This is a genomic window from Alkalicoccus urumqiensis, assembly GCF_002993335.1.
Classification (GTDB): Bacteria; Bacillota; Bacilli; order Bacillales; family Salisediminibacteriaceae; genus Alkalicoccus; species Alkalicoccus urumqiensis.
The window spans coordinates 22,588-35,811 of the sequence record NZ_PVNS01000004.1; the positions used below are offsets into that span (position 1 = coordinate 22,588).

The window sequence follows — 13,224 nt, forward strand, 5'->3', positions numbered from 1 at the left end:
CTTTATACAAATATCTCTTTCCGGAAAGAAACAGGCGCAGAGGAAGGCTCTGCGCCTGCGTTACTCTCCTGGACGGGGCAGTTCAAAAATGTTTCCGAGCTCGGCATATTCCCGTCCGCCGAGACGGGCAACCGGCTTCATTTTCTTTGTGTCGACTCTGCCGTTTTCATACAGTTTATCCTCAATTTCATAGTGGAGTATGCGGCCGATAAGAAGATCGACTGCGCCATCGTCCCCCTCAAACTCAAGGTGTTTTTCCAGGCGGCATTCCATTTTAACCGGCGATTCCTTCAGGGAAGGCACCGAAACTTCTGACGAGACGAGCGGATGGAACCCTGCCCGGTCAATTTCGCTTTCTTCCGGTGCAAGTTCCGCCGAGGTCTCGTTCATTTTTTTTACATTCCCTTTTGTAGCTGCGTGAATGACGAATTCACCGGTTTCCAGGATGTTTGCTGCCGTATCTTTTTTCCTGCCATCCCGTCTTCCCACAGCGATTGATACGAGAGGAGGATCAGCAGAGATGACAGAAAAGTAGCTGAACGGTGCAGCGTTGACATAACCTGCTTTTGAAACTGAGGTAACGAGTGCAATCGGTCTCGGAGTCACGATCGATGTCAACAGACGGTAATGATCTTTTTTAGCAAGTTCTTTTGAAGAGATCGATACCATCAGCCGTTCTCCCGATGGCGTTTATAATACGCGTGTGCCTGATCAACTTCCTCTCTCGTCAGCTGGTGCCCCATTTCCGCCCAGTACAATTCTACAGATGCACCGGCACGCTCCAAATCACTGAACAGTTCCTTTGTCTCTTCCGGCGGGCAGATCGGGTCGTTTGATCCCGCTCCGATAAAGACAGGGATGCCGCTCATATCAGGGAGATCCAGCCCTTTTCTCGGCACCATCGGGTGAAACAAATACGCTTCCTGGAGCGGTTTATCGTAGTGATACAGCAAGCTTGCAGCAATATTTGCGCCGTTGGAATAGCCGACAGCTGCGAGCTGATTCCGGTCAAATCCGTATTTTTCTGCCGCCTCTCCGAGAAAGTCGTTTAATTCTTTCGTCCGAAAAATTAAATCCTCTTCATCGAATACACCCTCCGCAAGTCTGCGGAAATAACGGTTCATACCATTCTCATCCACGTTTCCACGCACACTGAGGATTCCCGCTTCCGGATCGATCATTTCTGCGAGCGGAAGAAGGTCGTTCTCATCCCCGCCGGTGCCGTGCAGCAGAAGAAGTGTCGTAGTGTTTCCATTTTTAGGTTCCTGATAAATATGGTTCATTTCCTATCTGCTCCTTCCATTCTATATACTTTAAAAAAGTAAGCTCCCTCTAGTATATCCCCTTCCCTTCTCCTTCTGCAAACGTCTAAATCTTTAGTGGAAAAAATGCCCGGAGGCACTATACTTGTTCCAACTTTCTTATTTGTATACACTGACAATGTGTAAGCGATTACAAAAGGGGAGGTTTTTCTCATGAACCAGAAAGCGCAGCAGACGGTGTACGTCAATGAATTCACCGATGGCGTCCTCGACCCGCAGAAGCCGATGCTCGGGCCGGTTAAAAACGGCGGTCACATTGTGGCCAATACAGCGCCGGGATGCTGGGGGCCGATGATTACGCCTGCTTTAAAAGGCGGACATGAAGTAACTACTCCGATCTATGTGGAAGGAGCGGAGGTCGGTGATATGATCGCCGTTCATATTACGTCTCTCCGTGTTACTTCGATGGCAACGGCTTCCGGAAACGATGCCCCGGTGGAAGGACGGTTTCTCGGGGACCCTTTCGTTGCAGTCCAATGCCCGGAATGCGGCACGATGCATCCGGAAACAGACATTCAAGGCACCGGCCAGACAGCCATCCGCTGCAGAAAATGTGGTGCCGATGTGACGCCTTTCCAGTTCACAAATGCCTATACCATCGCTTTCAACGATCAGAAAACCATCGGTGTGACGATGGATAAAGAGCGCGCAGAGAAAATTGCCGAAGACGGCCGTTCATGGATGGCAACACCGGAAAATTCCATTCAAAACCCTGTCGTCACTTTCGCGCCGCACGACCTTGCAGGAACGATCGGCAGACTGCGTCCCTTTTTAGGACAGCTCGGCACAACGCCATCACGCGCGATTCCGGATTCTCACAACGCAGGGGACTTCGGTTCGTTTCTATTAGGGGCTCCCCACGAATACGCACTTACCGAAGAAGAGCTGGAAGACCGCACGGATGGTCATATGGACATCAATCGTGCCCGGGAAGGTGCCGTGGTTCTGTGTCCGGTAAAAGTTCCGGGCGGCGGCATTTACCTCGGCGATATGCATGCGATGCAGGGGGACGGTGAAATCGCCGGACATACTACGGACGTGTCAGGCATTGTCACGCTCCGCGTGGATGTGATCAAGCAGAAACACCCCGGAGGCCCGCTGATGCTCCCTGTAACGGAAGATCTGCCGTATCTGGCGAAACCGTTCAGTCAAAAAGAACTCAAAGAAGCAGAGGAACTGCGCAGCAGCTGGGGTATGGAAGCCCCACTGGAAAAATCACTTCCGCTTTCGTTTGTCGGAACAGGGGCTGATTTAAATACAGCGACCACCAACGGAATGGAGCGGGCTGCAGCGTTTCTCGGCGTCACCGTACCGGAAGTCATGAACCGTGCGACGATCACCGGCTCCATTGAAATCGGCAGACATCCGGGCGTTGTCACAGTAACATTTCTCGTTCCGGAAACGCTGTTCCCGAATGAGCGGCTTCTGGAGCTTGCACGCAGCCAGTACCAGTCATCCATCGAATGAAGCATTGCCGCTGAACGGGTTTCGTTGTAGACTGGAGAAAGAATTCAACAACGAAAGTCAGGTGGCCGGCATGCTGGAGGAAGCTCAGAAACATCTTACGTATTATTTCGGACATCCCGATTTCCGTCCGGGTCAGCGGGCGGTACTGGAACGGGTTTTTGCCAATCAGAACTCCATGGGCGTCATGCCGACAGGCGGCGGGAAATCTGTGTGCTACCAGATCCCGTCGCTTCTTCTGTCCGGCGTTACACTCGTCATTTCTCCACTCATCTCCCTCATGAAGGATCAGGTGGATGAGCTGAGAGAGGCAGGTATTTCCGCGACGTATATTAACAGCAGCCTCTCTCAGGAAGAGGTACGCTCGCGGATGGACAATATTCATATGGGTCTGGAAACGCTCGTATACATTGCACCGGAACGTCTCGAAGCACCGAGCTTTCTCCGGATGCTCCAGCGTCTGCCCGTGTCCATGATAGCGGTGGATGAAGCCCACTGTCTGTCGCAGTGGGGACACGATTTCCGCCCGAGCTACCGGAGAATACCCGAGCTGATCAGCTCACTGGAGTCATCGCCGGTCGTACTGGCGCTGACAGCCACAGCGACACCTCAGGTGACAAGCGATATCTGCCGGGAGCTTTCGATTGATCCCGGCGCCGTCGTACAGACGGGCTTTTCGCGTGAAAATTTATCGTTTGCCGTAGAAAAGGGCGTGGACCGGGACGCCTATATTCTTGATTACATCCGCCGGGATCCGGAAGCCTCGGGGATCATTTACTGCGCAACACGAAAAGAAGTCGACCGGATTCACGGACACCTCGTAAAAAACGGTGTTTCCTGCGGAAGATACCACGGCGGAATGGATCAGGAAGAGCGGCGCAGCATGCAGGAATCCTTCGTTTATGACGATACGAAAGTTATCGCTGCAACGAATGCGTTCGGGATGGGAATTAATAAATCCAACGTACGGTTTGTTATTCACCGGAATATGCCCCGGACGGTGGAAAATTATTATCAGGAAGCAGGGCGCGCTGGACGCGATGGATCGCCGAGCCGCTGTATACTGCTCTTCTCCCCGCAGGACGTTCAGATTCAGCAGTTTTTGATCGATCAGTCCCAGATGGCCGACGAGCGCAAGCAGCAGGAATACTCCAAGCTGCAGCAGATGCTTCACTACTGCCACACGGAAGACTGCCTGCAGAATTACATGATCCGCTACTTCGGAGATCATCCCGATCAGCCGTGCGGCAGGTGCTCCACATGTGTCGATGACCGCTCCCTTGAAGATATCACGAAGGAAGCACAGATGGTGTTTTCCTGTATCCGGAGAATGGGCGAGCGCTTCGGCAAAACGATGGTCGTGCAGGTCCTCACCGGCTCGTCCAATCAAAAGCTCCGTGACCTTGGCTTTCACCGGCTTACCACTTACGGGCTCATGAAAGGAAAAACGCAGAAGGACTGTGCCCAGCTGATCGATTTTCTGGCGGCCTCCCAGTATCTTTATTTAAGCGGAGGTGCCTATCCGGTGCTGAAGCTCGGAGAGGCAGTCATTCCGGTGTTAAAAGGAGAGACGCGCGTCGAGCGGAAAACCGTGCGCACCTCGCCCGCTGCGCAGCCGGTGGAAGATCCATTATTTCAGGAGCTCCGGACATTACGCCGGGAGCTTGCCAAAGAACACGGCGTTGCACCGTATATGGTATTTTCGGATAAAACCCTTCAGGATATGTGCAGAGAAATGCCGCGGACACAAGAAGAAATGCTTCAGGTCCGGGGAGTCGGCCAGAGTAAGTGGGATGCCCATGGCGAAGCCTTCTTAAAAAAGATTCATGAATTTTCGATTACGGAGTCAGCGTCGAAAGTGAAAAGCTTCGTTCAGACAGCATCTATGTATCAGGACGGCCGCACCGTTGAGGATATCTGCTCGGAGCGGGGCTTAAAAGAAACGACTGTGCTGCAGCATCTTCTTGAAGCGCTGGACGAAGGCTGGGAGATCGACCTGGAAGAATTGACGGATCCCGGGGAAATCGAAGAAGTCGCAGAAGCGATCGACCGCATCGGTCTCGACAACGGACTGAAAGCGATAAAAGAAACCGTGGATGAATCCATTTCCTATTTTACTATCCAGCTCGTTGCCAACGACTATGTCCGTGTCTAGACCGGATTTTCTGCAGCTGTGGTAAAATGGAAAGCCCTTTTCAGAATGATGAAAATACCGGGCACCCCTGCACGCTGTCCGGATATAGAAACGCAGGAGAAGCGGGCAGATCTTCATACTGTTTGTGGAAAATAGAAACTGCTGCCGGCGAGACAGGAGGAATCAGCCAGCTCCAGTCTCCGGTTACCTGCCGCCCGGCTTTTCTCTCCTGCTTCTCGAACAAATCGAACTGGGCTGCGGCTGTATGATGGTCGACGATCGAAACGCCGTCTTCTAAAAATGAATAGAGCACCGCTCTGTTCAGCTCCACCAGCGCTCTGTCCTTCCAAAGGGACGGAGTGCTTTTTGTATTTAGCGAGAACACGTCCGCACAGGCTTTCAGTTTGTCGTACCGGAATGAATCTGCAAAGTTTCTCGCTCCGATTTCCGTTCCCATGTACCAGCCGTTAAACGGGGCAGCCGGATACCTTATGCCGCCGATTTCCAGAATCATATCCGAAATTACAGGAAGGCGGTACCACTTCAGTCCAAGCTCTTGAAAAGCAGGTTCCTCCGGATGGCGGAGGGAAACCTCGTGAAAATCTAGCCCGGGGTTCAGTTCACGGAAGATCCTCCTGCCTCCGGCTTCTTCCACGATCAGCGGAAGCGGCACAAACGGGCCCGGCTCTTTTTTCCATCCGAGCATTTCTGCTTCTTTTGTCAGTTTTCGTGATGCCGGGTCTCCCGCCGTTTCCCAGCCGGCGTAGCGGATCAGCTGATGGTTAAGAAATCGGAACGGAACCGTGCCGTCCGGCTGTTCCGGTGGAAAGATCGTTATTCTCGGCTGTATTTTCCCCTGCTGATCGGCTTCATGAAGATGCTCGACTGCTTCTTCCAGTACTTCTTCTGCTGTTGCTGCATGCCTGCGGTCCACGACCGTCAGGGTATCCCAGAAGAGCCGTCCGATACAGCGGCCGGCGTTTCTCCAGGCAAGTCGAGCTCCTTCCTCCAGTTCTGCTTTCGTATGTGTATACGTGCCGGTTTCCTGAATCTCCTGCTGGATCTCCGCCATCCGCACCATATACCTTTTATCAGTGACTCCTGCCGTTTTTAAAAAGTGGCCGGCTTTTTCTACGAGTGGCAGCGTACCCATTTTTCTGCCTCCTTCATTATGTATACTTGTGTCTTTTCAGCTTAGCAGATGCAGGCGGTTCCAGGTATGTGTTAGACTGGTGAAGAATGACGAACTATTGAACATTATATCGATTTGAACCACTAGGGGTGCGTAATGCTGAGACAGGCGGTGGCCTGATCCCTTTGAACCTGATCTGGGTGATACCAGCGGAGGGAAGTGGAGCCGGAGTTTTTTCAGCCGCTTCCTGCCCTCAAAGCAGGAGCGGCTTTTTTTGATACGAATGATTACCTATACATTCAGAGGAGGAATGAAAAATGGCAACAGTCAAACAGCAGGTGGAGCGTCTCCGCAGCCGGAAGCCGCTCATTTATAACATTACAAACGTCGTCGTGACCAACTTTACAGCAAACGGCCTCTATGCTCTCGGAGCCAGTCCTGTCATGGGGTATGCAGCAGAAGAAGCGGAAGAGCTGGCTTCAGCAGCTGATGCGCTGGTTTTAAACATCGGTACGCTGACGGCTCCTCAGGTGGAGGTTATGCTGACTGCCGGGAGGGCGGCGAACAAAGCCGGCACTCCTGTTATCCTGGATCCTGTCGGCGCCGGGGCAACGACCTACCGCACTGAGGTGACGCACCGGCTGCTCCGGGAGCTCGATATTGCACTGATCCGGGGCAACGCCGGCGAAATCAGCAGCCTGCTTTCTGAAGACACAGACGTTAAAGGTGTCGACGGCAGCGAAGGAAGAGAAATTTCCGCAGCTGAAGCAGCGCGCAGCCTGAAAACGGTCGTCTGTGTAACCGGCAGAATCGATCAAGTATCGGATGGCAGTGTCCTTTACCACGTTCATGGCGGCACGCCCGCTCTTACCGACGTGACCGGAACCGGCTGCCTGCTTACGTCGTGTATCGCTGCATTTATCTCAGCAGATGGCGAAAATGCAGCTCAGGCAGCTGCAGCGTGCGCGTATTACAGCGCCTGTGCAAAAGAAGCGGAGCGCACTCAGCCGTTTTCCGGTCCTGGTTCGTTTCAGCAGCGCTTTTTAGACATGCTTCAGCAGCTGCCGGATGAGGCAGTCGGAGAAAGCAGAATTACGGTAGAGGAGGCGTCATACTAATGAAAAAAGCACTCACCATAGCAGGTTCTGATTCCGGCGGCGGAGCCGGAATTCAGGCGGACCTGAAAACGTTCCAGGAAATGAATGTTTTCGGCATGTCGGTCATTACCGCTGTAACCGCTCAAAATTCTCTCGGCGTGCAGGGTGTCTATCCTATTCCGGCAGGAGCGGTGGAATCCCAGCTCACATCCATTTTCAGCGACATGGTACCCGATGCCGTGAAAACAGGCATGCTTTTCGATGCGGACCGGATTGAGCTTGCCGCAGAATATGCAAAAGCCCCCGGAGCACCCCCTTTTATCGTTGATCCTGTTATGATTTCCACTTCGGGGCATCACCTGCTGGAGCAGGATGCAGAAAAAGCCATTATGGAGTACCTGCTTCCCCACGCTGCACTGATAACGCCGAACCTACCGGAAGCAGAAACACTCACCGGCATGGATCTGAACTCGCTCGAATCCAGAGTAAAAGCCTGCAGCGAACTCCGAAGTGCCGGCGCAGAAGCTGTGCTTTTAAAAGGCGGGCATGATTCCTCTACGAATATCATGACCGACATTTATCAGGACAGCTCCCAAACCTTATTCATCCGTTCGCCGAGAGTGGAAACGGAACACACCCACGGAACGGGATGCACTTACGCAGCCGCTGTTACTGCCGGCGTTGCCTCCGGAAAGCCGATGAAAGATGCTGTCTGTGACGCACGTCGTTTTCTCCATGCGGCGCTTCTAAAGGCGGAAGCTGTCGGGCAGGGACCCGGTCCTGTAAAGCACAGCGCCTGGCGGACAGCCGAAGACGTGGAACTGGAGGTGGAGCCATGGACACATGGAATGTAAATGAAATGATGAAGGTTTACTTTATTGCCGGTACGCAGGATACCGGTGCAGAAGCGCTCCCCTCAATCGTTGAAGCAGCCTGCCGCGGTGGTATTACCTGTTTTCAGTTCCGTGAAAAAGGCGCCGGCAGTCTGCAGACTGATAAAGAGAAAGTAGAGATGGCACTGATACTGAAACGTATCTGCCACCATCATAACGTTCCTTTCTTCATCAATGATGATGTGGAGCTGGCACTTGCTTCAGAAGCCGACGGTCTTCATATCGGTCAGGAGGATGAGGCGGCATCCATCGTGCGCAGCAAAATCGGACCGATGCTTTTAGGCGTCTCTGCCTATACACTTTCTGAAGCCGGACGGGCCGCATCAGACGGCGCCGACTATATCGGCGTCGGGCCGATGTTTCAGACATCATCGAAAGCAGACGCCAAAGAGGCTGTCGGCCCGGAGCGGATCCGAATGATGAGACAGGAGGGCATCCACCTGCCAATTACGGCGATCGGAGGCATCACCAAAGCGCACCTGCCTTCGATTCAACAGGCAGGTGCAGATGGTGTATCGATTATTTCCGCAATCAGCCGGGCTGATTCGCCTGAAGCAGAAGCTCGGGCACTTTTACACACCTGGGATCAGCTGACAATGTAGCGCTGATAGAGGGACAGCGCCTGCACCTTATCGCTCGTTTCATGAATAAGCGCGCGGCCGTCGCGGAATACGACGACCTTCTTTCCTTCCAGCGTGACCTGCAGGAGATGGTTGTTGGCCTTTGGAGCAAACGGCGACAAACGCTCCAGAATTTCATTAAACACAACCTGCCCTGCCGGCCGCACCTGGACCGTATCCCTCCCGCAGAGAACTGCTGTTTTCGTGACTGATTCGTGCTTGAGCGCCGGATACTCCGGGGTGCTGCCGCATGACGGACAGTCCAGCCTGCGCATTCTGCCGACACCGATCTCCTGCTGCGTTCCGTGCCAGATGTCCATATGCAGAAATGTCTTTCTGAGTGCTTCATTGTTTCCACTTAAAAGCTTCAGCGCTTCGGTCGACTGAACTGCTGATACCATCTGAACTGCTGGAGCGATGACTCCTGCTGTATCACATGTTTCTCCTCCCTGCGGCAGAACCGGCAGAAGGCAGCGCAGACATGGTGTCTCTCCAGGGAGAATGGTAAAGCTCATTCCATAGGAGGAAACGACGGCTGCATATATCCATGGGATGTTGAACCGGCAGGCAAAATCGTTGATGACGAGTCGTGTTTCAAAATTATCCAGTGCGTCGATAATGACATCTCTTCCCTGAAATAAGGATTCCGAAGCCGGAGTGATTTCTTCCACCAGTCCCGTCACCTCCACACTGCTGTTAATTTCCTTCAGCCGGAGTGCAGCCGCTGCTGCTTTCGGTACGCCATCTGCAGCGTCCTTTTCCGTATAAAGCTGCTGGCGCTGCAGATTGGAGGATTCTACATAGTCCCGGTCCACGATCGTTACGCTCCCCGCACCTGCGCGGACAAGCGTTTCTGCCGCCGCACTTCCGAGCGCGCCGGCACCGATAATGAGTACATCTGCCTTTTGAATCGTTTCCTGTCCGCTTTTCTGAATACCGGAGAAGCGGATTTGTCTTGAATATCGTTCCATCAGCTGCTTCCTCCCCGCACGCGTATCGTCTGTCCGTAGTATACCAGAGCACAAGGCCGCACGTTAATAATAAAAGCTTCCGATGTAATGATGTCATCGGAAGCTTTTATCATCAGATGCTGGAAGCTCCATTTCTACTCCCTGCTCTTTAGAAAAGCAATTACGGTTTTACAGAAACATGTTCTCCACGGCTGCTGTCAAAGTAGCCCATATCCGTCAGCTTCAACAGCGGAATCACCGGCAGGCACATGAAGGAAAGTGCTGAAATTGGATTAAATCCGCCTTTGAATCCGAGGTTCTGGAAGCCTCTCTCGACTGAAAGCAGACCTTCCACGGCTTCACCGGCAGGCGCGCTCGACATGAGTCCGCTGATATCGAGCGGAAGATCCGCAAGTACTTTCCCGTGCTTGACGAGGACGAGTCCCCCCTGCATTTCTTTGACACGTTCTGCGGCGATTTTCATGTCTTCATCTTCAAAACCGGCCGTAACGATGTTATGAGAATCGTGGGCGACGGTAAGGGCAAAGGCACCTGTCTCAAATGTCAGTCCGCGGATAAATCCCCGTCCGACATTTCCTGTCTGATGATGTCTTTCCAATACAGCAAGCTTCATGACGTCCAGCTCTTTCGAAGGAAGCAGCAGACGGTTCTTCTCCGGAAGCTGAAGCACCGATTTCTCTGTCACGATGCTGTTCGGTATATAGTCGATCGTCAGCGCTTCTTTCGTTCCTTCACTATCGACATGAAATGTATCCCGGCTCAATTCCTCAAGATTTACCGTCCGGGAAAGGGACGCCGGAAGCGGTTTTTGACTGGAAGGTCCGTGGATCATTTTTCCGTTGGAGGCTGTATGCTCACCTGATGTAAATACGTCCGTGACCTGAAGGGATTCCAAGTCGTCCAGCAGGACAATATCTGCATCATACCCCGGTGCAACGGCTCCTTTTTGTTTCAGCCCGAAACATTCTGCTGCGTTCAGCGTCGCCATTTGAATGGCTGTCACCGCATCGAGACCCTCTTCTACAGCTATGCGGATGCTGTCATCGATGCTTCCCTGCTCCATCAGTTCATCCAGATGCTTGTCATCTGTGCAGAAAAGAAACCGCCTTGCGTTTTTCTCTGATACGGCAGGCAGGACGCTCCGCAGATCCTTTGCAGCAGAACCTTCGCGGATAATGACATACATACCGCTCTGCACCCGCTCCAGTGCCTGTTCCGCTGTCGTACACTCATGATCAGTCGTAATCCCGGCAGCCCGGTAAATCATCAGCTGTTCCTTTGTAAAACCGGCAGCGTGACCGTCGATATTTTTACCCGCTTCTTCCGCATCCGCAAGCTTTTTTGTCATGTCCGGCGAAGCGCCTGCTACAGACGGATAATCCATGACCTCTGCAAGTCCAATGACCCGGGGATGGTCGTAAAACGGCAGCAGATCTTGGGACGTCAGTATCGATCCGCTGTTTTCAAATGGAGTCGCCGGCACACAGGACGGCAGCATAAAATAGGCATGCAGCGGAACGTCTTCTGAATCGTCCAGCATGTAACGGATGCCTTCTGTGCCGCTGACATTAGCTATTTCGTGTGGATCGGTCACGATCGACGTTACGCCGTGCGGCACCACCACATCGGAAAACCGGCTCGGAGAAACCATTGATGATTCAATATGAACATGACCGTCGATGAATCCAGGCACCGCTGTCTTTCCGGAAGCATCGATCTCTTCAACGCCGGAGAACTGACCGATGCCGGCAATCCGGCCGTCTGCTATAGCAATATCTCCTGTTTCCACTTCTTTTGTAAATACATTTACGATCCGGGCGCCTTTCAGCACAAGGGGCGCTTTCTCCTCCCCTGCAGCAATCCGGATTCTGCGTGTCAGTTCGTTCATGTCAGCACCTCTTTTCTTTGCTCTATATTATACGTATTTAGAGGTCTGACGTCTACGGCGGAGAATAGGTTCTTTTTTTCTACTGGGAGCGAACTCGGTTTCGTGATACACTGAAAAACGTGTATATTAATGAGGGAACCGAAAGAAATTATCCAGCATCTTTTTGGCTTGTCTTACTATAGGAGGAAAGGGTATGCCGAAAATACCAAGAAATGTCGTCATGGCCGGGATCCTTCTGGCCGGTACGTTTATCACGATTTTAAACCAAACGCTGATGATTACGGCGCTGCCGCCGATCATGCAGGAAATGAACGTTACTGCAAACACGGCCCAGTGGCTGACAACTGTATTTATGCTCGTAAACGGTATTATGATACCGATCAGTGCATTTTTAATCGAAAAATTCACAACACGGCAGTTGTTTTTAAGTGCCATCGGTACTTTTACGATCGGTACGCTTCTCTGCGCTGCTTCATGGGATTTTTCATCACTGATTGCCGGGCGTGTGATTCAATCCGCGGGAGCGGGTATTATGATCCCGCTGATGCAGACCGTCTTTCTACTTATTTTCCCAGTAGAAAAGCGGGGAACTGTGATGGGCTTTGTCGGTTTGACTATCTCGTTCGCCCCGGCGCTCGGTCCGTCGATTTCCGGATGGATTATTGAAGTATCCGCCTGGCGCTACGTTTTCTGGCTCGTGCTTCCGCTTATCGCCGTCCTGGCTCTTGTCGCCTGGTTCGTATTGGAAAACGTGACCGAACGTAAAAATCCGACCGTTGATCCAATTTCCATCACATTGTCTTCGCTCGGTTTCGGCGGGCTTCTTTACGGCTTCACCAGCGCCGGTAACAATGGCTGGCTGAATGCCGTTACGCTCGGCACACTCGCCGTCAGCGCCGTCATCCTGTTCGTATTTATCCGCCGGCAGCTGTCTCTTCACCATCCGATGCTGGAGTTTCGTGTATTTAAACTGCGGACGTTTACCATTGCGACGATTATCGGGATGATCGGCTTCCTTGGGCTGATCGGTATGGAAACGCTGATTCCGCTTTACATGCAGGAAATGCGGAGTTTCTCGGCGTTTGAGGCGGGGCTTGTTCTGCTTCCCGGTGCTATGATTTCGGGGCTGATGTCGCCGCTGACCGGCTATATTTTTGATAAAATCGGCGCGCGAAAACTTGCTTTTACCGGTTTGACCATTATGACGATCAGTACGTTCGCATTTCTGATCGTAGACAGCATGACGGCGCTTACAGTACTCGCCGTGATGTTTGCGCTCCGGATGTTCGGCTTTGCCATGGTCATGATGCCGGTGACAACGTCGGCACTGAACGAACTTCCGCGAAAACTCATTCCGCACGGTTCCGCGATGAACAATACGATGCGTCAGATCGCCGCTTCCGTCGGGACAGCGCTCCTCGTTACCGTGATGACGACGACAGCGCAGAACGTCGAATTGGAAACCGCCACGCGCACACCGGACATCATCGGTATGAATACTGCCATGTTCGTTATGGGCGTATTAACATTCGCCGGTCTTATCCTCGCTTTCTTCCTGAAGGAGACGACACCGATGACGGATGAGGAGTGGGATGAGCGGGAACAGGCATCCAGCAGAAAAAGGGCATAACAAGTACTGCTCCATCTCTCTGCGAAACGAAAAAACCGAACGATCTGTTGAAGCGCTGCTCAGCGTCTCAGGA

General features: G+C 52.6%; 11 protein-coding genes and 1 riboswitch. Of the genes, 6 read left to right on the forward strand and 5 right to left on the reverse strand.

The genetic code is table 11. The features are described from left to right. Nucleotides 1-60 precede the first annotated feature (60 nt). Both C6I21_RS04840 and C6I21_RS04845 read right to left on the reverse strand, forming a co-directional pair. Nucleotides 61-669: a flavin reductase family protein gene (locus tag C6I21_RS04840; protein WP_105958325.1), complete on the reverse strand. Its 609-nt coding sequence runs from the start codon at nt 667-669 to the stop codon at nt 61-63. Then, complete coding sequence (locus tag C6I21_RS04845) at nt 669-1,283, reverse strand: alpha/beta hydrolase (protein WP_105958326.1); 615 nt, start codon at nt 1,281-1,283, stop codon at nt 669-671. Before C6I21_RS04845 ends, C6I21_RS04840 begins: the two co-directional genes overlap by 1 nt. A 192-nt stretch (nt 1,284-1,475) precedes the next feature. Between C6I21_RS04845 and C6I21_RS04850 the strand changes: the two genes are divergently transcribed. Both C6I21_RS04850 and recQ read left to right on the forward strand, forming a co-directional pair. Next, a complete protein-coding gene (locus C6I21_RS04850) occupies nt 1,476-2,789 on the forward strand; it encodes an acetamidase/formamidase family protein (protein ID WP_105958327.1) in 1,314 nt (437 codons plus the stop codon). A gap of 70 nt (nt 2,790-2,859) precedes the next feature. After that, nucleotides 2,860-4,941, forward strand: coding sequence for a DNA helicase RecQ (gene recQ / locus C6I21_RS04855; protein ID WP_105958328.1), 2,082 nt, complete (start codon nt 2,860-2,862; stop codon nt 4,939-4,941). Nucleotides 4,942-4,981: 40 nt separating this feature from the next. On the opposite strand, the gene C6I21_RS04860 is transcribed toward recQ, so the two are convergent. Next, nucleotides 4,982-6,073, reverse strand: a complete 1,092-nt coding sequence (locus tag C6I21_RS04860) for a nitric oxide synthase oxygenase (protein ID WP_105958329.1) — start codon at nt 6,071-6,073, stop codon at nt 4,982-4,984. Nucleotides 6,074-6,187: 114 nt separating this feature from the next. Continuing rightward, a riboswitch (TPP riboswitch) is annotated at nt 6,188-6,287 on the forward strand. Between the two features lie 82 nt (nt 6,288-6,369). On the opposite strand from C6I21_RS04860, the gene thiM reads away from it, so the two are divergent. Genes thiM through thiE form a run of 3 tightly spaced genes read left to right on the forward strand, consistent with a single transcriptional unit; the run spans nt 6,370 to nt 8,644 of the window. Beyond that, complete coding sequence (gene thiM / locus C6I21_RS04865; RefSeq protein ID WP_105958330.1) at nt 6,370-7,170, forward strand: hydroxyethylthiazole kinase; 801 nt, start codon at nt 6,370-6,372, stop codon at nt 7,168-7,170. Further along, nucleotides 7,170-8,003, forward strand: coding sequence for a bifunctional hydroxymethylpyrimidine kinase/phosphomethylpyrimidine kinase (gene thiD, locus C6I21_RS04870; protein WP_105958331.1), 834 nt, complete (start codon nt 7,170-7,172; stop codon nt 8,001-8,003). Before thiM ends, thiD begins: the two co-directional genes overlap by 1 nt. Continuing rightward, nucleotides 7,985-8,644, forward strand: a complete 660-nt coding sequence (gene thiE, locus C6I21_RS04875) for a thiamine phosphate synthase (protein ID WP_105958332.1) — start codon at nt 7,985-7,987, stop codon at nt 8,642-8,644. Before thiD ends, thiE begins: the two co-directional genes overlap by 19 nt. On the opposite strand, the gene C6I21_RS04880 is transcribed toward thiE, so the two are convergent. Together C6I21_RS04880 and ade are read right to left on the reverse strand one after the other, a co-directional pair. Continuing rightward, entirely contained in the window at nt 8,629-9,633 is a 1,005-nt protein-coding gene (locus tag C6I21_RS04880) for a ThiF family adenylyltransferase (protein ID WP_342587717.1), read from the reverse strand. The two genes, thiE and C6I21_RS04880, sit on opposite strands and share 16 nt — an antisense overlap. Nucleotides 9,634-9,793: 160 nt before the next feature. Beyond that, nucleotides 9,794-11,521 (reverse strand): adenine deaminase, encoded by a 1,728-nt coding sequence (gene ade / locus C6I21_RS04885; RefSeq protein WP_105958333.1) that lies wholly within the window; start codon nt 11,519-11,521, stop codon nt 9,794-9,796. 193 nt (nt 11,522-11,714) lie between these two features. Here ade and C6I21_RS04890 point away from each other — a divergent pair, with 193 nt between their 5' ends. Continuing rightward, entirely contained in the window at nt 11,715-13,151 is a 1,437-nt protein-coding gene (locus tag C6I21_RS04890) for an MDR family MFS transporter (RefSeq protein ID WP_105958334.1), read from the forward strand. Nucleotides 13,152-13,224: the final 73 nt, after the last annotated feature.